This is a genomic window from Pseudomonas corni (assembly GCF_057128765.1).
This window is the reverse complement of the sequence record NZ_JBSKHW010000012.1, coordinates 167,288-188,877: the sequence shown is the minus strand read 5'-3', so window position 1 is coordinate 188,877 and position 21,590 is coordinate 167,288. Positions and strand designations below refer to the sequence as shown.

Sequence of the window (21,590 nt, the reverse complement as noted above, 5' to 3'; positions counted from 1 at the left end):
GCGCGGCGATACCACGTCGTCGCGCAGCTGTGGTAGCCCCTACCTCTCAGCCTTTACGAGCGGTTTATGGCCAGACGCACGCCAGCTCGACCGCTACGTCCATACGGTCAGATTCAAAACAGACCGCCGTACCGGCCTGGTGTTGACACGCCGGCAATAAAAAAGCGCAGCCTGAACAGGCTGCGCTTTTTTTGTACCCCGCGTTTAGCTAGGCAGAAGCGTTCAGTCGGTGCCGTACTTGGGCGAGCGTGGTCCATAAAGCAGACCTGCCGGGTGCCCAGCGGATAGCAGACGACCGCTGGTAATACCGGCGATAGGATGGGCAGCATCGCTGGAGCTGTTAACGATCTGCGTAACAGCAGCGGTGATCAACATGCCGATCAAACCGCCGCCGCTGTTATTTCCGCCCTCATCGCTGGAGGCACTGGCGGTGCCTGTCCACAGTGTCGTGCCAGTGCGCAGATCAACGAGTCTGGCGGTCGCCGTCACCAGAGTCTGGCTGCTGATAACCATGTAGGTGGTGCCGTACTGAGTCACCTTGATGTACAAGGCCGAATCAGCGCCGAAGATCTCACGCAACTTGGCTGGCGATGTTTCCTGGATATCCGTGGCGTTTGTCAGACCGTTCTGTTTGAACGTCTCATCGACAAGTCCAACCGGCAGTACGTAGTAGCCCGCCTCTGCCAGAGGGAACGTCACTTGAGAATAAAGGCTGTAGGTGGCCTTGACGTCAGGCGACTCGTTGACCGGCGGCATCACCAAGATTGAACGCGGCTTGCTTTCCTTGAACGCCGAATAGTCGACATTCGCTTTCGGTGCAACGCAGCCGCCCAGAACGGTTGCGGCCAGCAGGCTGGCCGCCAATTTCAGATAGCGTGCGCTCATTTGGAGGCGACTCCTGTCTTGACGTTTCTAAGCAGAAAGTCCATGTACGTTGCAGACTCCGGAAACAGCGCCTTCTCGGTACGCAGCTCCTGAACCATCTGGTCATCCTTGCCCAGGCCGCCATACAGCATGCCCAGTTGCGCGTGATAACCCGGAGGGGGATTGCCGTTGGTCGAGCGGATTTTCTGCAAGTCTTCCTCCAGCTTGGCGACCTGCATCTCCTTGGACTCACCCTTGAAGTACTCGTAGACCTCAGGCTGATAGCTACCCCATTGATACAAAGTCTTGGGCTGTTGTGCGCAGCCACTGAGCCACACGGTTGCCGCTACGGCTGCGATCACGCGCAACCCGATCATTTTCTTAGTCATGATGCATACACTTCCCTGTGTGAATTAGTTAGCAGTTGGTTTCCAGGCACCGCTGTCGATAGCACGCACCATGTTGTTAACCGCTTCACGCATCGCCAGGTCCAGGACCTTGCCATTGAGCGTCGAGTCATAGCTCGCCGTGCCACCAAAGCCAATGATTTCTCGATTCGAAAGTTGGTATTCGCCCGCACCTTGGGTGGAGTAAACCACTTCAGAGGTGCCGATATTGACGATGTTCAGCGCAACCTTGGCGTAAGCGATCTGTTGCTTGCCACGACCCAGCAAGCCAAACAATTGCTGATCACCGACTTCTTTACGGCCAAACTCAGTCACGTCGCCGGTGACAACAAAGTCAGCACCCTTGATGTGCTGAGCCTTGTTCTTGAAGGTGGCTTCCTGGCCGATCTCAGCCATGTTGTCGCGGTCCATCACACTGAAGCGGTTGGTCTGCTGCATGTGCGTGATCAGAATGGTCTTGGCCTGGCCCCCGAGACGATCAACGCCATCGGAGAAAATGCCGCGCATGTAGCTTGAGCGGTTATCGAATTTGCCGACAGCAATCGGCGTCCGAACGCCAGAGTAAGCAATACCTGCGGTTTCGACCTTCTCCACCGGCACTGAACGTGAACTTTCCGTTGCACAGCCGCTGACCAATGTCAGCATTGCGGCCGCTATCCCTGAAACCAAAACCTTGTGCATTCTGCTCACACCCACTCTCCATAATTCGAAAATCTGAAACGTCACCCGCGGTTGCCGAACACTTATGTGCTCACTGCGCAGGGGTGGTTGAATCATTGCATCGCTGCAGCGACAGGGGTCAGTACTGCTGTACCGCCCGATTAAGTATTTTTTTGGTGCAATGCACCAGCGTTCAAGATGAGCGCATTGGCAGGAAATAGTGATGGGATGCTACGAGGGATGACGCGCAAAGGCCTGAAGGCTGGCAAAGATGCCTGACACAAATGCTCGAAAGACGTGCTCACTCCCTGAGAAATATCACTGTGACATCATTTTCGCGACATGCTAGTCGGGCGCTTTCCCGACGTCAACCAACGGCGCGCCATCGCTTCACTTCCAGCGATCGGCCGCCATGTGATCACTCTCCCGCCCTTCCACCCAGCGTGGTCCTTGCGAGGTGGTTTCTTTCTTCCAAAACGGCGCGCGTGTTTTGAGGTAGTCCATGACGAAATCACAGGCCTGAAACGCGGCCTGACGATGGGCGCTGGCGACGCCGACAAATACGATAGGCTCGCCCGGCTCCAGCGCGCCGACCCGGTGAATCACTTCCAGCTTGAGCAGCGGCCAGCGTTGCTGGGCCTCATCGACGATCTTGCCCAAGGCCTTTTCGGTCATGCCCGGATAGTGCTCCAGGAACATCCCCGCCACATCGCGCCCCTCATTGAAATCCCGGACATAGCCGACAAAACTCACCACCGCACCAACGCCCACATTGGCGGCATGCATTGCATTGACTTCAGTCCCCGGATCGAAGGCCGTTGTCTGGACTCGGACGCCCATGTTCAACCTCCGGTGACGGTAGGGAAAAACGCCACTTCGTCGCCAGGCTCGACAGGTTCGTCCAGTTGGCAGAGTTCCTGATTGCGGGCGCACATGATGTTGGGCTCGCCCAGGACATCCCACACGCCGCCGCGCGTCAGCAAATGCTGACGCACTGCCTCGACCGTCGCAAAAGTGCCTTCCAGGCGCTCGCTTTCAGTGCCGAGGGTTTCGCGAAAGCGGGCGAAAAACTGAACCTGAACGTGAATGCTCACTGGCTCTGCTCCTGGTCGTCAGCAACAAAATGGCCACTTTTACCGCCCAGCTTCTCAAGCAGCCGAACCTGCTCGATGACCATGCCGCGATCAACCGCTTTGCACATGTCGTAGATCGTCAGTGCAGCGACACTGGCGGCGGTCAATGCTTCCATTTCCACGCCGGTCTGCCCGGATAGTTTGCAGCGGGCGATGATGTGGACAGCGTCGTTGCCTTCGGCGCTGAGCTCGACCTTGACGCTGGTCAGCATCAGGGGGTGGCACAACGGGATAAGGTCACTGGTTTTTTTCGCTGCCTGGATACCTGCGATACGCGCCACAGCGAATACATCCCCTTTTGGATGGCCGCCGGACACGATCATTTGCAGAGTTTCAGGGAGCATGCGAACACGCGCTTGGGCCACGGCTTCACGGGACGTCACGGCTTTTTCGGTGACGTCGACCATATTGGCGCGACCTTGGGAATCGAGATGAGTCAGCACAACGGTACTCCTGAGCAGGAGCGGGGATTGTAGCGCTTGTGTGCAGCGAACTGTAGGAGCGCGCTTGCCCGCGATGGCGGTGTGTCAGATAAATGAATGTCACTGACAGATTGCAATCGCGGGCAAGCGCGCTCCTACAAGGTTATGCAGCTATTTTACAAATGACTCTCCGCATACTCGGCCAGGATCGAGCGTGGCACCCCTTGCAGGGTGATGTGCACGCCGTTGGGGAAATCCTTGAAGCGCTCCGTCAGGTAGGTCAGGCCAGAGCTGGTGGCCGACAGGTAAGGAGTATCGATTTGCGCCAGGTTACCCAGGCAAACCACCTTGGAGCCAGCGCCAGCACGGGTGATGATGGTTTTCATCTGATGCGGGGTGAGGTTCTGGCATTCGTCGATCAGGATCAGGCTTTGCTGGAAACTGCGGCCTCGGATGTAGTTGAGGGATTTGAACTGCAATGGCACTTTGCTGAGAATGTAATCGACACTGCCATGGGTGTTTTCGTCGTCCATGTGCAGCGCTTCGAGGTTGTCGGTGATAGCGCCCAGCCAAGGCTCCATTTTCTCGGCTTCAGTACCGGGCAGGAAGCCGATCTCCTGGTCGAGCCCTTGCACACTGCGGGTGGCGATGATGCGGCGATAACGTTTTGTGACCATGGTTTGCTCTATGGCAGCAGCCAGTGCCAGAATGGTTTTACCGGAACCTGCCGCGCCGGACAGGTTCACCAGATGGATATCCGGGTCGAGCAGCGCGAATAGCGCCAGCCCCTGATAAATGTCCCGTGGCTTCAGGCCCCAGGCTTCCTGGTGCATCAGCGGTTCCTGATGCATGTCCAGAATCAGCAGCTCATCGGCCTTCACGCCTTTGACCCAGCCGACAAAACCCTGCTCATCAATGATGAATTCATTCATGTGCATGGGCGGCAGACTTTCGCTTAATTGCACGCGGTGCCAGGTGCGACCACGCTCCTGACGGGTTTCGACCTTGCTGACGCGGTCCCAGAAAGAACCGGTCATGTTCTGATAACCACGGGACAACAGCGAAACGTCGTCCACCAGTTGATCGGTACTGTAGTCCTCGGCCGCGATCCCACACGCACGGGCCTTGAGGCGCATGTTGATGTCTTTGGTGACCAGCACGATGCGCAAGTCCGTTTTACGGGCGTGCAGGTCAATCAATTGGTTGATGATGATGTTGTCGTTCAGATGCTCGGGCAGAAGGCTGTTGGGCTCTTCACGTTTGCTCATCATGATCGACAGATAACCCTTGAGAACGCCGGTGCCGCGATCTATCGGTACGCCTTGTTCGACCTCCTCCGGGGTCGCTTCGCCAAGTGTCTTGTCGATCAACCGGATAGCCTGGCGGCATTCTGCGGCGACCGAATGCTTACCCGCCTTGAGCTTGTCCAGTTCTTCCAGAACCGTCATGGGGATTGCGACGTGGTGTTCTTCGAAATTCAGCAGCGCGTTTGGATCATGAATCAGAACGTTTGTATCGAGCACGTAGAGGATTGGCTGGTTAGAGGAAGGGGTGCGTCCGTGGTCATCCATACTCGCTCACCTTTATAAAAGCCAGATAACGCAGTACACGACGATGCTGCGCTACGAAAAGGCCGCCGAGTCGCTTCTCTTAAGACAGGGAAGCATTGCGCAAAGTGGAGTCTGGGTGACGCCACCTGTGTTGCAGGGTTCGGCGGTCTGCTGTCGTAATACCGCAAAACCTGTGACATAAAAAAGTGTTTTTACCGGTTTTGAAGTTTATTTCTCAGCATGACGAATAGCCCTTGGCGGACGGGTCTCAGGCGTTTACAGTCGGAAGTCCGGTTGAGGTGAAATCTTCGGAAAATCCGGCATTTGCCTCTCCTTCGATATTCACTCCTCGCGTTGCTCAGCAGGCGCCTCAGCCTGATCCGGCTGTTCCTGTAGCTGGTTGTCCGGCGACTCGTCTTCCTGCTCATCCGGTGCGTCGCCTTCAGCTTCCGCCTCATCAGACTCGTCCGACAATTGCTGCGGGTATATATGACAATCCTCCCAGATCACCCCTGACTGCGCCGTGTTGGCCATGAGCCACGGCACCGCCTGCTGCGCGATCTTTTGGCTGTCATGAAACACCACCGTGCCCTTGCGCCAGAGCAGCATGAGTGTCAGCACCCGTTGCGAGGTCTGCTCAGCATCTAGTTGGCCCGTGCTGTCCTGGGAATCGATATTCCAGAGCGCGACGCGTATTTGCTGATCACGGAAAAACTCGGCGCTGTCGGCACGACGATGACCGTATGGAGGGCGAAACAGCGGAACGAAATTGTCAGGGAGCACTTGCTGGACCAGCGCGGCACTGCGGGTGACAGAATCCTGCCAATCCATCCAATGCGCGTGAGAGCGATATTCCCATCCCTGCACGCCGACGCATTGCTGTTTGTAGAGTGTCTGCAATGCGGTAGCCGAACTGCTATCGACCCGCGCCTGCAGCGTTTTGCCGAGCACATAAAAGGTGGCGTTGATTTTCTGCTGGCGCATGAAGTCAGCCAGCCAGTCGGTTGCCCCGTCAGCAACCGTCGGGCCGCTGTCGAAATTGAGCAGGAAGTTGCGATCAGGCATTTCTTCGCCGCTGAGCTCGTCGGAATTGTAGCGTTCGATCTCGCTACTGGTGACGGGGAACAGCGCCGCCATGCGCAATAACTCGTTCAGATATCGCTGATTGAAGGCAGCCGCCGGTGCCGCCCACTGAGCATAAAAGGAGTCGTCCGCCACCTTGAACTCCGCCGCACGCTGACGCAGCATCGGCAGGTCGTCGACCAACACGCAGAACGAGGCATCTTGATCGCAGTTTTTTTGCGCAAACTGGTAGTTGTCGAACAGACGCGACCACAGACGGTTGCGGATAACGTTCACGGAGGAAAGGTTGAGCTGTCGCAAGCCCAGACGCGCAGCGAGCTGAACTTCCGAGAGGTTTTCACTTTCAAGCAGTTGATGGGCAAAACCGAGGATCTCGGCCCGAGAGGCGACATCGAAAAGCTGCGGGGTACTCAAGGTCTCAGGCCAGACACTTCGATCAAGCGTCGCGACGCTGATAGGCGCGGCCTGCGCAGTGAGCCCGACAAGGCAGGCAACGATCAACAAAACTGTGCGCAAAACAACGGCTCCCTACCCTGATCATCGAAATGCCAAGCAAGCGCAGCACTATAAAGGCAACCGATCTGTAGGAGCGAACTTGTTCGCGAGGCGTCAGGCCAGCCACACCGCATCAACCTCTCGCCACAAGTTGGCTCCTACAGATTCCGATATCGCCCGCTATCACCACCATAGCTGGAGTCACCCGCAGACAACCTCTAGAATCGCCCCACGATTAAAGGAGATACGCGCATGCTGATGGTGATTTCCCCAGCTAAAACCCTCGATTTTGAAACTCCGCCGACCACCGATCGCTTCACTCAGCCACAGTATCTGGATCACGCTCAAGAGCTGATTACCCAGCTGCGGGATTTCACACCCGCGCAAATTGGTGAGTTGATGCATCTTTCCGACAAGCTGTCCGGTCTGAACGCAGCGCGCTTTGGCAGCTGGAATCCAGCCTTCACGCCAGATAACGCCAAGCAGGCTCTGCTTGCCTTCAAAGGCGACGTCTACACCGGGCTGCAAGCTGAAACCCTGAGCGAAACGGACCTCGACTATGCCCAGCAGCATCTGCGCATGCTCTCAGGCCTCTATGGTCTGCTGCGCCCGCTGGACCTGATGCAGCCATATCGCCTGGAGATGGGGACCAAGCTCGCTAATACGCGCGGTAAGGATCTGTACGCGTTCTGGGGCAACCGTATCAGCGAATGGCTCAACGAAGCACTTGCCGAGCAGGGAGACGATGTTCTATTGAACCTGGCCTCCAATGAGTACTTTTCAGCCGTCAAACGTCCAGCCTTGAACGCCAGGGTGATCAGCACCGAGTTCCGCGACCAGAAAAACGGGCAGTACAAAATCATCAGTTTTTACGCCAAAAAAGCACGGGGCATGATGAGCCGGTTTGTCATTTCGGAGCGCATCAAGCACCCAGACGCCCTGAAAGAGTTCGATGTAAACGGCTACCGATTCGACTCGGCGCAGTCTACAGCCGATAAATTTGTGTTTCTCAGAGATGAACAAGACGCGTAATAGGATTCCACGGACGGGACGCCAAGTTGTTGCGCTTCAAGCACCAACTAACAACACACTAATAAGCCGTCTTTCGACGGCTTATTGACGCCAGCAAACAGACAACTTGTTAGGCGCCCTCCTGAGTCTCAGAAATTTAACAGGTTTTTTTCATGCTGGCGTATTGGCGCTATTCAATGGTGGCACTTAAACATGTAAGGCTGGGAAACGCCTTATAACTAAGGGCCGAACATAACTTGCTAGCAAAATGCGACCACTCCCTACAGATCATATATTTCAGGAAATCTCAAAAAGAGGACGAGCGGCCAGGAACTTATATCGGAACATGGCGCTCCTACATCCCGTAACAATTCACCCCTTTGCGTAGGACATCTCTTACATGCAAAAGGGAAGAATCTGGAAGTTGATCAACGTAGTTAGACCCATCGGTCAATATGGTCCGTACATTAAGACGACGAACCAAACTAGTTGACATAGATCGGGCAAGCACCGTACCGGAGCTTGAGTCACCAGACGAGCGAGACATGACTGACCCAGGGAAACCCTTGAGCCAGAGGCGCGACAGGCGGCTTTACATTATTTACCGGAGTGCTATGCCACATCCCAAATCGGAAACCCACATATATATTTATGGGCTATCCGGCGTCCGTATTCTGTAACATTTGAGCCAGCCTCCACCTGAGGCCCTCATATTTAAATTCTGTCTGTATTTTTTCGACGGCATTAACTTGCCGGGCGATCAAGTGCGTGAAAGTTGATGACAGTATTTATATCCAGCCAACTAATGGCGTAAAAATCGAGGAGATTACGATGCATATCAGCATCTTTGGTTTGGGCTATGTCGGTGCAGTATGTGCTGGTTGCCTCTCTGCGCGCGGTCATGATGTTGTTGGTGTGGATATCTCCAGCGCCAAGATCGATCTGATCAACCAGGGCAAGTCGCCTATCGTTGAACCGGGGCTGGGCGAGCTTTTGGAACAAGGCATCAAAACCGGCAAATTGCGCGGTACCACAGACTTCGCCGAGGCAATTCGCGCCACTGACCTTTCAATGATTTGTGTCGGTACGCCAAGCAAAAAGAATGGCGATCTGGAGCTCGATTTCATTGAATCGGTATGCCGCGAAATCGGTTTCGTCCTGCGGGACAAAACCTCTCGTCACACCATCGTTGTGCGAAGCACTGTGCTACCCGGCACCGTTGCAAACGTGGTCATCCCAATCCTCGAAGACTGCTCGGGCAAGAAAGCCGGTGTGGATTTCGGCGTTGCGGTAAACCCGGAATTCTTGCGCGAAAGCACCGCCATTGCCGACTACGACCGTCCTCCAATGACCGTGATCGGTGAGTTCGACAAAGCGTCCGGTGATGTTCTGCAATCGCTGTACGAAGAACTCGACGCTCCGATCATCCGCAAGGACATCGCCGTTGCCGAGATGATCAAGTACACCTGCAACGTATGGCACGCCACCAAAGTCACCTTCGCCAACGAAATCGGCAACATTGCCAAAGCCGTCGGCGTCGATGGTCGCGAAGTCATGGAAGTGGTTTGTCAGGACAAAACGCTCAACCTGTCGCAGTACTACATGCGTCCAGGCTTCGCTTTCGGTGGATCCTGCCTGCCCAAAGACGTGCGTGCCCTGACTTATCGCGCCAGCTCGCTTGACGTCGATGCACCGCTGCTCAATTCCCTGATGCGCAGCAACGTGTCGCAGGTGCAGAACGCTTTCGACATCGTCGCTGCCCACGACTCGCGCAAAGTGGCGCTGCTGGGCCTGAGCTTCAAGGCAGGCACTGACGACCTGCGAGAAAGCCCACTGGTCGAGCTGGCAGAAATGCTGATCGGCAAGGGTTTCGACCTGAGCATCTACGACAAGAACGTCGAGTACGCCCGTGTCCACGGCGCGAACAAAGAGTACATCGAGTCGAAAATCCCTCACGTTTCGTCCCTGCTCAATGCGGACTTCGACGAAGTGATCAACAACTCTGACGTGATCATTCTGGGTAACCGCGACGAGCGCTTCCGTGCGCTGGCCAACAAAGCGCCTGCCGGCAAGCGCGTCATTGACCTGGTCGGCTTCATGGCCAACGCAACCGAAGAAAACGGCCAGACCGAAGGTATTTGCTGGTAAGGCACCTGTAGGAGCGAGGCTTGCCCGCGAAGCTGACGACGCGGGCTGCCTGGCACACCGCAGCGCTTGCTTCGCGGGCAAGCCTCGCTCCAACGGTCCTCTGTTTTTCACTATGCGGATACACATTATGCTGAAGCTAAAGCACGGCCTTCTTCAGGCCGCAGGTTGGCTGTTTTATTTAAGTTTGCTGGCCGCCATTGCCATGGCGTTGCCTTCAAGCATCTTCGACTCGCAGTCGAAAGACTTTATTTTCCTCATCGGGATCATCGGTATCTGGCGGTACTCGATGGGTGCAACGCACTTTGTGCGCGGCATGTTGTTTTTGTATGTGGTTTACCCGCATCTGCGTCGCAAAGTGCGCAAATTGGGCAAGTCGGCCGATCCGTCCCATGTATTTCTCATGGTCACCAGTTTTCGGATCGACGCACTGACCACCGCGCAGGTTTACAGCTCGGTCATTCGTGAGGCCATTGAATGCGGCTTTCCGACGACGGTTGTCTGCTCCCTCGTGGAAATGTCTGACGAGTTGCTGGTCAAGGCACTGTGGGCCAAGTACAACCCGCCCGAGCACGTGAAGCTGGACTTCGTACGCATCGCCGGTACGGGCAAACGTGACGGCCTGGCATTTGGTTTCCGCGCCATCTCGCGCCACATGCCTGACGATCGTGCCGTGGTTGCAGTGGTCGATGGCGATACCGTGCTAAGCGAAGGTGTGGTTCGCAAAACTGTGCCGTGGTTTCAGCTATTCGAAAACGTTGGCGGCCTGACCACCAACGAATTCTGCGAAGTGCGCGGCGGCTACATCATGGCCGAGTGGCACAAGCTGCGTTTCGCCCAGCGTCACATCAACATGTGCTCCATGGCCCTGTCCAAGCGCGTATTGACAATGACCGGCCGCATGTCTGTGTTTCGCGCCACCGTGGTGACAGACCCCGCGTTCATCGCCGATGTGGAAAGCGATTCGCTGCAGCACTGGCGTCTGGGCCGCTTCAAGTTTCTGACCGGCGACGACAAGTCCAGCTGGTTCAGCCTGATGCGCCTTGGGTACGACACGTTTTACGTGCCGGACGCCGCCATCAATACCGTAGAACATCCACCCGAAAAGAGCTTTCTCAGAGCCAGCCGCAAGCTGATGTATCGCTGGTACGGCAACAACCTGCGGCAGAACTCCCGCGCGCTGGGTCTGGGCGTCGGACGTCTGGGGGTATTCACCAGCATCGTGCTGTTCGATCAGCGCGTCTCGATGTGGACCTCCATCCTCGGTCTGACCGTTGCCATGATCGCCGCATTCAAATACGGCTTCGCGTTCCTGTTGGTGTATCTGCTGTGGATCGGTATCACTCGCTTGATTCTCACGCTGTTGCTGTCCCTTAGCGGGCACTCGATCGGACCGGCCTACCCGGTGATTCTCTATTACAACCAGATCGTCGGCGCGTTGATGAAGATCTACGTTTTCTTCCGCCTCGATCGCCAGTCCTGGACCCGCCAGGACACCAAACTCAGCCGCGACATGGCCAGCTTCCAGGGGTGGTTCAACACCTGGTCGTCTCGAACCATGACTTTTTCGGCTGGCAGCATCTTCGTCGCAGTACTGCTGACGATGGTGTGAAACAAGTCCCAGCCGGACTAATGGATCTACTCGATTAATCAGGAATTACCGCCATGAATACAGCCTTGAATGCAAACGTCGTCCACGAATCCGAAGCTCAGCGTCAGCATGCCCGCGTGAAGATCCCCGCCAAGCTGCGCCTGCTCAACGGCCAACCCAACGCGCCGCTGGTCCGCGTTGAAGACCTTTCCGCTGGCGGTCTGAGCTACGTTGCTCCTGCAAATCAGCGCCCGATGCCAGGCGAAGTCATCAAGGGTCGTCTGCAGTTCCTAATCGACAACCTCGGACTTGCGATGGATGTGGAGCTGCAGATCCGGGCCGTTGACCAAAGCACCGGTCGAGTGGGCTGCCAGTTTCAGCTTCTGGAAGCGCCGGATATCGCCACACTGCGCCACCTGATCACCTCACACCTGAGCGGCGATATCGTCAGCATGGGCGAAGTATTGGCGACACTGCAGCGCGACAACTTCACCAAGGCGCGCAAGATCAAGGATGGCGGCAGCGGCATGACCGCGTTCGGTCGACTGCGAGCCGTGACGTTCAGCGCCGGTATTTTCGTCGTGGGGCTGGTGGCGTTCGGTTTTGTCGCCAAGTCGGTGTACGGCATGTACTTCGTTAGCCACTCGACCGCAGGGTTGGTCAGTGTGCCTACCATGGACGTGACCATGCCGCGCGAAGGCACTGTTTCGAGCCTGGTAGGTGCCGATGGCAACGTGGCCAAAGGCGCCCCGCTCGCCTCGTTCAGCACCAGCATGCTGGAGATGCTCAAGGGCAACCTCGACCCTGACGAAATGCAGCCCGCCAAAATCGAAGAACTGTTCGGTCGCCAGATGGCTGGCACCTTGACCAGTCCTTGTGATTGCGTGGTCGGCAAGCAACTGGTGGCTGACGGTCAATACGCCGCCAAAGGTCAGGTGATCTTCCAGCTGACGCCGCGCAACGTCGCCGCCAATGTGGAAGCACGCTTTACCTATCGCCAGTTCTCCGACGTCCAGCCCGGTGCGCGCGTTAATTTTCAGGTGGCCGGTGAGCCAGGCTCCCATGGTGGTCAGATCGTGAGCGCCACCAGCCTGAACCCGGTCGATCTTTCTTCGGACATCCGTGTGCAGATCAAGCCGGACGAATCCATCAACAGCAACCTGGCTGGCCGTCCGGTAGAAGTGGTCAGCGACCGCGGTCCATCGCTGAACTGGCTGGTCGATAAAGCCACGGCCGCAGGTCTCTAAACATGGCTAGCCCACTACGAAGCTTGTCAGCCCCGACGCTATTGAGCCTCGCCATTGCGATGGGCATCGGCGGCTGTGCCGGTCTGCCAGATCAGCGCCTGGCCAATGAAGCCCTGAAGCGCGGTGACACCGCGGTCGCGGAGCAAAACTATCGACAACTGGCGGACCTGGGTTATAGCGATGCACAGGTCGGCCTGGCAGACATTCAGGTTGGCACCCGCGACCCTGAGCTGATCAAGCAGGCCGAGGCGACCTATCGCGCCGCTGCCGACACTTCCCCTCGCGCGCAATCGCGTCTGGGCAAGCTGCTGGCGGTCAAACCGAACTCGACTGAAGCCGAACAGCACGAAGCCGAAGACTTGCTGAAAAAAGCTTTTGCCAATGGCGAACAAGGCACCTTGATCCCGCTGGCCATGCTTTATCTGCAATACCCGCACAGTTTCCCGAACGTCAACGCGCAGCAGAAAATCAGCCAATGGCGTGCGCAAGGTTATCCAGAAGCGGGCCTGGCGCAGGTGCTGCTTTATCGCACCCAAGGCACCTACGACCAGCATCTGGCGGAAGTGGAAAGCATCTGTAAGCAGGCGCTCAACACCACCGACGTCTGCTACGTCGAACTGGCAACCGTCTACCAGAAACAAGGCGCGGCCGACAAACAGGCGGCGCTGCTGGAGCAGATGCAAAAGGGTTACGCGGTGGGTTCGGTGACGGCGCAACGCGTCGACAGCGTCGCGCGAGTGTTGTCTGACGCAACGCTGGGCAAGCCTGACGAAAAGACCTCTCAGCAACTGCTTGAGAAGATCGCCCTGGCCTATCCCGCTTCCTGGGTCAGCCTCGCGCAATTGCTCTACGACTACCCGGAATTGGGCGACGTCGACAAGATGATGGAATACCTGGACAACGGCCGCGCAGCCGATCAACCGCGCGCCGAGCTGTTGCTGGGTCGCCTGTACTACGAAGGCAAAATGGTACTGCCGGACGCGCACAAGGCTGAAGAGCACCTGCAAAAAGCGGCGGCCACTCAACTGTCCGCGCACTACTACCTCGGCCAGCTTTATCGTCGCGGCTACCTCGGCAACCCTGAGCCGCAGAAAGCCGTCGACCAGTTGTTGACCGCTGCCCGTGGCGGCCAGAGCAGTGCCGACTTCGCAATCGCGCAGCTGTTCTCACAAGGTAAAGGCATCAAGCCAGACCCTGTGAATGCGTGGGTATTCGGCCAGTTGGCAATGCTTCAGGACACCCCTGAAGCCAAGGATCTTGCCACGCAACTCAATGATCAATTGCCGCCGGAGAAGCGTGCAACCGCGCAACGCCTCCTCCAACAAGAACAGCAGGTGCGTGGCTCCAGCGCTCAAAACGCGTTGGCGATGCAAGCCCTGCAACCAGAAAAAGACGGCGAGGACGCACCCCTATGAAGCTGAAGTTAAATCCCCTGATGGCAGCGGGTCTGGGCCTGGGCTTTTCCCTGATCTGGGCAACCCCTGCCCTCGCCGCGCTGACCGAAGACAAGAATTTTGGCATCGAAGTCAAAGCCACCGGCCAGGCCGAAGATGACCGAGACCTGGGCACCCGCGACGGTGGCGACGTGAACGGTATCGGCCTCGACGTGCGCCCATGGATGTACGGCAAGTGGGGCGACTGGAGCGGTTATGCGATGGGCCAGGTGGTGACTGCCACCGACACCATCCAGACCGACCCGCTGGAACAGCAATCCACCGACAGCCAGACCGGGCAGACCAGCCAACAGGCTCGCGGCACCGCCAACAGCCGCAAGGTTTCTGACAGCTACGCCGCGCTGCGTGAGTTCTGGGTTGGCTACAGCGGCTTCACGCCGTATCCGGGGGAAATCCTCAAGTTCGGTCGCCAGCGCCTGCGCAATGACGACGGCCAGTGGCACGACGTGAACATCGAAGCGCTGGACTGGACCTTCGACACCACGCTGCTCAAGGCAGAAGTCGGCGCCGCTCAGCGTTTCAGCGAATACCGCACTGACCTGACCGAACTCGACCCGCAGGACAAAGACCGCCAGCATTTGTACGGCGATGTCAGCTACCAGTGGACGCCCGGTCATTGGGCCGGCATTCGCGGACATTACAGCCACGACGACGGCAGCCTGAAACATCAGGGCGAAGCGCTGGACGATCTGGACAAGACGTCCACCGGCGATCTGACCTGGCTGGGCCTGCAAGCCAACAGCGATGCATACAACTACCGCAACACCAACCCGATCAACTATTGGGGCAGCGTGACCTGGCTCAACGGCGACCGCGACCGTATCGGCGCCGCCTACGACGCCACCAGCGATCAATACCTGGCAGGCGCCAAAGACAAGAGCAACGTGAACGGCTGGGCCAGTGACCTGGGCCTGCGCTTCCGGCTTGATCCGATGTGGCAGGTCGGTGGCGCCTACTCCCGTGCCAGCAAGAACTACGAACAGAACGGTCTTGAGAGCAACCGCTCGAACTGGACGGGCACTCGCTCACGCGTCCATCGCTTCGGTGAAGCCTTCCAGGGCGAAATGGCCAACGTGGAGTCCGGCTCTCTGTTCGCTTCCTGGCAGCTGCGCGACGAGTACGACGCCTCGCTGGTCTACCACAAGTTCCGTCGCGTGGATGGCCACTCCGGCATCGGCGGTGCGGGCGTGAATCCGGCTCGCGAGAACGTCGATGCAGACGGCATCAGCACCGGTACTTTTGATTCATTGCCGCTGGAAGACGGTCGCAAGGACCTGGGTCAAGAGATGGACCTGGTGGTGACCAAGTATTTCAAACAAGGCCTGTTGCCCGCCTCGGTCAGCCAGTCGTTCGATGAGCCTTCTGCTCTGGTACGTCTGCGCGCTGGCGTGTTCAAGCCCGGCGATGCGTATCACAACGGTGTGGATGAATACATGCACCGCGCCATCGTCGACGTTATCTGGCGCTTCTGATGCAGTTGCGAAAGGAGTGCAATGAAATGAACAGTCAAGCAAGCAGTCCGCGCAACAGGGCCTGGCCCCATGCCCTGCTCGAATGCGCAGTGCTGAGCAGCGCCTTACTGCTGGCGAGCACTGCGGCCATGGCCAATACGGTTCCGGCAGTAGCGCCGGCCGTGAGCAAAGAAGCGGCTAAACCTGATGTGGTCAAAGGGTTACAGCAAGCCAAGACCTACACCATCAGCAGCCCACCGAGCGAGCCGCTGATGATGGACAAGCCGAAGTTGCCTGACCTGTCCGGCTACACCGCACAAGCGGTGGAAAAGAAGATCGTGCGCATCAAGCCGGGCAAGGTTTCCATCAAACGGATGATGCAGGAAGACTCGCTGAAGGAGTTCATCGGCGGCGATAACAAGATGGCCGAATGGGTCGCGCGTCAGCACGGTATCCCGCAGGCGATCTTCATCGACGACGGTTACATCAACCTTCGTGATCTCGCCAAGAAGGTGCCAAACCAGTACCTGAGCGAGATCTCGCCGGGCGTATTCATTGCGCGCCTGCCGATTGTGGTCGGTAAGAAAGGAATCCTTGAAGTCGACAAGAAGACCCAGGAACTGCGCCTGTCACAAGAGGCCGGGGCGTTCGTGGTCAACGACAACATGCTCTTCATCACCGATACCAAGGTGACCGGCTGGAGCGAGAAGGCCAACGGTCCGTCTACCTACAAGGCGCCAAAAGAATTCCGGCCGTTCCTGTTGTCCTGGGGCGGCACGCAGACTTACATCGTCAACACCAAGGTCGCGAGCCTTGGCTACAACAACAGCAAGTCGTACGGGGTGAGCATTTCCCAGTACACGCCGAACATGAAAGCGGTAATGAAGCGCCCTGACCCTACCGGCTGGATCATCAACTCCGAGTTCTCTGACTTGTGGTACGGCTTTTATTGCTACGAAAGCCGCGACTTCGTGGTCAAGGGCAGTACCTACCGTGACAACATCGTTTACGGCATCGACCCTCACGACCGCTCCCACGGTCTGATCATTGCCGAAAACACGGTGTTCGGGACCAAGAAAAAGCACGGCATCATCGTGTCCCGTGAAGTGAACGACAGCTTCATCATCAACAACAAAAGCTACGAGAACCACTTGTCCGGCGTCGTGCTCGACCGTAACAGCGTCAACAATCTGGTCGCTTACAACGAGATCTACCGCAACCACTCCGACGGCATAACGCTGTATGAAAGTGGCGACAACCTGATCTGGGGCAACCGCGTTTTCGCCAACAAGCGCCACGGCATCCGGGTTCGCAACAGCGTCAACATCCGGCTGTACGAAAACCTTGCCATGGGCAACGGCCTGATGGGCGTTTACGGCCACATCAAGGACCTGAGCGACACCGACCGTGACATCAAGCTCGATCCGTTCGACGCTCAAGTGTCGCTGATCCTGGTCGGCGGCAATCTGGCGTCCAACGGCTCAGGGCCTTTGTCTATCGACTCCCCGCTGAGCGTCGAGTTGTACAAAGTCTCGATGCTGGCCCCGACCAAAACCAGTGGCATCACCTTCAACGGGATTCTTGGCGACCGCCAGGATGAAATCCTCGACCTGCTGGTGCGCCAACAAAAAGCCGTATTGATCGACCCGGTCGAACGTCAGACAGACTTGCGGGACTGAGGAATTTCTATGCACGCTCAATTGATCAAGTTTCTCAGCCTTTCCAGCCTCACCGCAGCACTATTCGCTGCGGGTAATGCTTACGCAGATGACGCAGCCGCCGCGCCAACCTTCAAGGCCGACCCTTGCTGCAGTATGTGCCCGGAAGCGCACGACGAGAAAAACTACGTTTCACGCTATCAGCAGAACTTCACCACGCTGGTCCAGGCCCAGGGCGACTGGCTATTTCGGACCAAAGAAGATTTGCGCACCGAGTTCGACACCACGCCCGAAGGCTATGCCCGGATGAAAGAACTGCACGACGCGTTCAAGAGTAAAGGCGTAGAGCTTGTGGTGGTGTATCAGCCTACCCGTGGCCTGGTTGATCGCAACAAATTGTTCCCGGCCGAACGCGACAAGTTCGACTACGACACCGCGCTGAAAAACTATCAGGCGATGCTCGGCCGTTTCGCGAAAATGGGCTACACCGTGCCGGACTTGTCGCCGTTGACCAACGAGCAGCAGGCCCACGACTTCTACTTCCGTGGCGACCAACACTGGACGCCATACGGCGCTCAACGCACCGCGAAGATCGTCGCCGAATCGGTGAAACAACTTCCGGAATTCGCAAGCGTGCCCAAGCGTGAATTCGAGTCCCACATCTCCGGCCGCATGGGCAAGAAAGGCACCCTGCACAACATGGCCGGTCAGCTGTGCAACACCAGCTACGCGATCCAGTACATGGACATGTTCGAAACCGAGCCTAAGGGCGAAGCGGCTGACGGCGATCTGTTCGGCGATTCCGGGACCCCGGAAATCACCCTCGTCGGCACCAGCCACAGCGGCAAGAACTACAACTTCGCCGGTTTTCTTCAGGAATACATGGGCGCTGACGTGCTGAACGTTGCGTTCCCTGGCGGCGGTCTCGAAGGCTCGATGCTGCAATACCTGGGCAGCGATGATTTCCAGAAACACCCACCGAAGATTCTCATCTGGGAGTTCTCGCCGCTGTACCGTCTGGACCAGGAGACCATCTACCGCCAGATGATGTCCTTGCTGGACAACGGCTGCGAGGGCAAGCCGGCGCTCATGAGCACCAGCACTTCGCTCAAGCCGGGCACCAACGAACTGTTGGTCAACGGTAAGAATGGCATCAAGGACGTGCGTAACGGCAGTAATCAGATCGATATCAAATTTGCCGACACCTCGGTGAAGACCCTTCAGGCCCGACTCTGGTACATGAACGGCCGCCACGAAGATTTGAAAATCGAGAAACCTGAAACATCCGATACCGACGGGCGCTTCGCCTTCGAACTGCGCGATGACAAGGACTGGGCTGACCAGCAATTGCTCGCACTGGAAGTACAGGGTCCTGAAGCGGGCACTGCACCCCAGCAAGTCGAAGCCAAAGTATGCAAACGCAACGTGTTCCCGAATGTCGCGCATCGCGCCGCGCAAGCCGGGTTATGAGGCTCCTATGCACACTCCAAAAATGATGCTCCCCACTCTTCTCTCGCTGGCAATGATGTCATCGGCCGTATTTGCAACCGGTGCCAGCGCTGCCACGACTCTCGTGCCGCCGCAAGGCTATTACCAGGGCATAGAGAAATTCAAAAAGGGTGAGAACAAGTTTTCCTGTGACGCCATTCCGCAGCCGTACACCGACAAACTGGTGTTTCGCAGCAAATATGAAGGCTCGGACAAGGCGCGTTCCACGCTCAACAAAGAGTCCGAACAGGCGTTCCGTGATGCCACCAAATCCATCACCACGATGGAGCGCAACACCAGCAAAGTGGTCATGCAATACATGCGCGATGGTCGTCCGGAACAGCTCGACTGCGCGCTGAACATGCTGACCACCTGGGCCAAGGCCGACGCGCTGGAGTCCACCGACTTCAACCACACCGGCAAGTCCATGCGCAAATGGGCGCTGGGCAGTATGTCCTCGTCTTACCTGCGCCTGAAGTTCTCCGATTCCCACCCGTTGGCCACGCGCCAGCAGGACGCCAAGGTCATCGAAGCCTGGTTCAGCAAGCTGGGTGATCAGGTCGTGAGCGACTGGAACAATCTGCCGCTCGACAAGACCAACAACCATTCGTACTGGGCTGCCTGGTCGGTCATGGCAACGTCTGTCGCCACCAATCGCAAGGACTTGTTCGACTGGTCGGTGAAGGAATTCCGCCTCGCCGCTAATCAGGTCGATGCCCAAGGTTTCCTGCCCAACGAGTTAAAGCGCAAGCAACGCGCCCTCGCCTATCACAACTACGCCTTGCCGCCGCTGGCGATGATCGCCAGTTTTGCGCAGGTAAACGGCGTGGATCTTCGCCCTGAAAACAACGGCGCGTTGAAGCGTCTGGGTGATCGGGTGCTCGCTGGCGTGAAGGATTCCGGTAGCGAATTTGCCGCCCGCGATGGTGAAAAGCAGGACATGACGGACCTAAAAACCGCTATGAAATTCGCCTGGCTGGAACCGTACTGCTCGCTGTACGACTGCGGCCCGGATGTGCTGGAACAGAAGCACAAGATGCAACCGTTCAAGAACTTCCGCCTCGGCGGCGACCTGACCCGCACCTATGACCCGAGTCACGAAAAGGGTGAGAAAAGCGGTTCGTAAGGACGGCTCTTTTTATCTGTAGGAGCGCGCTTGCCCGCGATGAGGCCTGTACATCCGATGGAAATGCGTCGGCAGGAATATCGCAATCGCGGGCAAGCGCGCTCCTACAGAGGTCGGCACCGGTTCAAAGATTTATGTTTCACCTCCCCCGCTCTCGCGCTGGGGGGTTTGGGGGGGCTTCGGCCTCTGGATGTTGTACAAACGGAGATATCAGGATGGTTTTCTCATCCAACGTGTTCCTGTTCTTGTTCTTGCCGGTGTTTCTCGGCTTGTACTACTTGAGCGGGCAACGCTATCGCAACCTGCTGCTGCTGATCGCCAGCTATGTGTTCTATGCCTGGTGGCGAGTGGACTTCCTGGCCCTGTTTGCAGCGGTGACGCTGTGGAACTACTGGATCGGTCTCAGGGTGGGCGCAGCAGGCGTGCGAACCAAACCGGCGCAGCGTTGGTTACTGCTCGGTGTGGCCGTGGACCTGTGCATCCTGGGCTATTTCAAATACGCCAACTTTGGCGTGGACAGCATCAACGCAATGATGACGTCGGTCGGTCTTTCGCCCTTCATCCTCACGCACGTGCTGCTGCCGATCGGGATCTCGTTCTACATCTTCGAGTCCATCAGCTACATCATCGACGTGTACCGTGGCGATACCCCGGCGACCCGCAACCTGATCGACTTCGCTGCATTCGTTGCGATCTTCCCGCACCTGATTGCCGGCCCAGTGCTGCGTTTCCGCGACCTGGCCGACCAGTTCAACAATCGCACGCACACCCTGGACAAGTTCTCTGAAGGCGCCACGCGCTTCATGCAGGGCTTCATCAAAAAGGTATTCATTGCCGACACGCTGGCGGTGGTTGCTGACCATTGTTTCGCCTTGCAGCACCCCACCACCGGCGATGCCTGGCTGGGCGCGCTGGCCTATACCGCGCAGTTGTATTTCGACTTCTCCGGTTACAGCGACATGGCCATCGGCCTAGGCCTGATGATGGGTTTCCGCTTCATGGAAAACTTCAAACAGCCCTATATCAGCCAGTCGATCACCGAGTTCTGGCGGCGTTGGCACATCAGCCTGTCCACCTGGCTGCGTGACTATCTGTACATCACGTTGGGCGGCAACCGGGGCGGCAAAATCGCGACCTATCGCAACCTGTTCCTGACCATGTTGCTGGGCGGGCTGTGGCACGGCGCTAACATCACCTACATCGTCTGGGGCGCATGGCACGGCATCTGGCTGGCGATTGAGAAAGCGCTGGGCATCAACACCACGCCGCGCAGTTTCAATCCGGTTCGGTGGGCGTTGACCTTCCTGCTGGTGGTGATGGGCTGGGTGATCTTCCGCTCGGAAAACCTGCACGTGGCCGGTCGCATGTACGGCGCGATGTTCAGCTTCAGTGAATGGCAGTTGTCCGAACTCAATCAGGCCAGCCTCACCGGCCTGCAAGTGGCAACGCTGGTGGTGGCGTACATCACGCTGGCGTTCTTCGGTCTTCGCGACTTCTACAAGAACCGCGCGCCGGTCAAACCCACGAGTGACACAAGCAACAGTGACAAGGCGGTACGCGCTGACGGTCCTGCCACCGCGCAACCAGGGATGATCAAAGCCGTACCGGGCGACACGCCGGGCAGCATTCATCAGCCGGGTTACACCGTGGGCGTCGAAGCCCAGGTGCAGCCTGCCTACTGGACTGCCGATTGGTCGCGCTACGTGATGCGCGGCCTGATTCTGCTGATGTTCGTGGCCTCCATTCTCAAACTCTCGGCGGCCAGCTTCTCGCCGTTCCTTTACTTCCAGTTCTGAGGAGCCTGA

General features: G+C 57.4%; 17 protein-coding genes and 1 pseudogene. 10 read left to right on the top strand and 8 right to left on the bottom strand.

Features of this window, described 5'->3' with window-relative positions:
* Window positions 1-222: 222 nt before the first annotated feature.
* From ACWKV9_RS19180 to ACWKV9_RS19145, 8 genes and pseudogenes are all read right to left on the bottom strand, one after another.
* The gene (locus ACWKV9_RS19180) at window positions 223-885 is read right to left on the bottom strand and encodes a DUF799 domain-containing protein (RefSeq protein ID WP_483837704.1); all 663 of its coding nucleotides are present in this window, start codon (window positions 883-885) and stop codon (window positions 223-225) included.
* Entirely contained in the window at window positions 882-1,253 is a 372-nt protein-coding gene (locus ACWKV9_RS19175; protein ID WP_483837703.1) for a DUF4810 domain-containing protein, read from the bottom strand. Before ACWKV9_RS19175 ends, ACWKV9_RS19180 begins: the two co-directional genes overlap by 4 nt.
* Window positions 1,254-1,277: 24 nt before the next feature.
* On the bottom strand, window positions 1,278-1,952 hold the full coding sequence (locus ACWKV9_RS19170) for a CsgG/HfaB family protein (protein WP_483837739.1): 675 nt from the start codon (window positions 1,950-1,952) through the stop codon (window positions 1,278-1,280).
* Between the two features lie 369 nt (window positions 1,953-2,321).
* The gene (gene moaE, locus ACWKV9_RS19165; RefSeq protein WP_483837702.1) at window positions 2,322-2,771 is read right to left on the bottom strand and encodes a molybdopterin synthase catalytic subunit MoaE; all 450 of its coding nucleotides are present in this window, start codon (window positions 2,769-2,771) and stop codon (window positions 2,322-2,324) included.
* A 2-nt stretch (window positions 2,772-2,773) separates the two neighbouring features.
* Window positions 2,774-3,019, bottom strand: coding sequence for a MoaD/ThiS family protein (locus tag ACWKV9_RS19160; RefSeq protein ID WP_483837738.1), 246 nt, complete (start codon window positions 3,017-3,019; stop codon window positions 2,774-2,776).
* Window positions 3,020-3,021: 2 nt separating this feature from the next.
* Window positions 3,022-3,507: a cyclic pyranopterin monophosphate synthase MoaC gene (moaC, locus tag ACWKV9_RS19155; protein ID WP_483837701.1), complete on the bottom strand. Its 486-nt coding sequence runs from the start codon at window positions 3,505-3,507 to the stop codon at window positions 3,022-3,024.
* A gap of 155 nt (window positions 3,508-3,662) precedes the next feature.
* Window positions 3,663-5,057 carry a PhoH family protein gene (locus ACWKV9_RS19150; protein WP_483837700.1) on the bottom strand — a complete coding sequence of 465 codons (1,395 nt, stop codon included), beginning with the start codon at window positions 5,055-5,057 and terminating at the stop codon, window positions 3,663-3,665.
* A 414-nt stretch (window positions 5,058-5,471) separates the two neighbouring features.
* Window positions 5,472-6,635 (bottom strand): annotated as a pseudogene (locus ACWKV9_RS19145) (polysaccharide deacetylase family protein); the annotation flags it as partial.
* A gap of 231 nt (window positions 6,636-6,866) precedes the next feature.
* Here ACWKV9_RS19145 and yaaA point away from each other — a divergent pair.
* The 10 genes from yaaA to ACWKV9_RS19095 all read left to right on the top strand — a co-directional run bounded on the left by yaaA (window position 6,867) and on the right by ACWKV9_RS19095 (window position 21,581).
* Entirely contained in the window at window positions 6,867-7,646 is a 780-nt protein-coding gene (gene yaaA, locus ACWKV9_RS19140; RefSeq protein WP_483837699.1) for a peroxide stress protein YaaA, read from the top strand.
* A gap of 810 nt (window positions 7,647-8,456) precedes the next feature.
* Window positions 8,457-9,773, top strand: coding sequence for a nucleotide sugar dehydrogenase (locus ACWKV9_RS19135; RefSeq protein ID WP_483837698.1), 1,317 nt, complete (start codon window positions 8,457-8,459; stop codon window positions 9,771-9,773).
* Window positions 9,774-9,900: 127 nt separating this feature from the next.
* Window positions 9,901-11,382 (top strand): mannuronan synthase, encoded by a 1,482-nt coding sequence (gene alg8 / locus ACWKV9_RS19130; protein WP_483837697.1) that lies wholly within the window; start codon window positions 9,901-9,903, stop codon window positions 11,380-11,382.
* A gap of 53 nt (window positions 11,383-11,435) precedes the next feature.
* Window positions 11,436-12,608, top strand: coding sequence for a PilZ domain-containing protein (locus ACWKV9_RS19125; protein WP_483837696.1), 1,173 nt, complete (start codon window positions 11,436-11,438; stop codon window positions 12,606-12,608).
* 2 nt (window positions 12,609-12,610) lie between these two features.
* Entirely contained in the window at window positions 12,611-14,023 is a 1,413-nt protein-coding gene (algK, locus tag ACWKV9_RS19120) for an alginate biosynthesis TPR repeat lipoprotein AlgK (protein ID WP_483837695.1), read from the top strand.
* 2 nt (window positions 14,024-14,025) lie between these two features.
* Window positions 14,026-15,534, top strand: a complete 1,509-nt coding sequence (locus ACWKV9_RS19115) for an alginate export family protein (protein ID WP_483837737.1) — start codon at window positions 14,026-14,028, stop codon at window positions 15,532-15,534.
* A gap of 26 nt (window positions 15,535-15,560) precedes the next feature.
* Window positions 15,561-17,192 (top strand): mannuronan 5-epimerase AlgG, encoded by a 1,632-nt coding sequence (algG, locus tag ACWKV9_RS19110; protein ID WP_483837694.1) that lies wholly within the window; start codon window positions 15,561-15,563, stop codon window positions 17,190-17,192.
* A 9-nt stretch (window positions 17,193-17,201) separates the two neighbouring features.
* A complete protein-coding gene (locus ACWKV9_RS19105) occupies window positions 17,202-18,641 on the top strand; it encodes an alginate O-acetyltransferase AlgX-related protein (protein ID WP_483837693.1) in 1,440 nt (479 codons plus the stop codon).
* Between the two features lie 7 nt (window positions 18,642-18,648).
* Window positions 18,649-19,785, top strand: coding sequence for a mannuronate-specific alginate lyase (locus tag ACWKV9_RS19100; RefSeq protein WP_483837692.1), 1,137 nt, complete (start codon window positions 18,649-18,651; stop codon window positions 19,783-19,785).
* Window positions 19,786-20,000: 215 nt separating this feature from the next.
* Entirely contained in the window at window positions 20,001-21,581 is a 1,581-nt protein-coding gene (locus tag ACWKV9_RS19095; RefSeq protein ID WP_483837691.1) for an MBOAT family O-acyltransferase, read from the top strand.
* The last annotated feature ends 9 nt before the right edge of the window (window positions 21,582-21,590 follow it).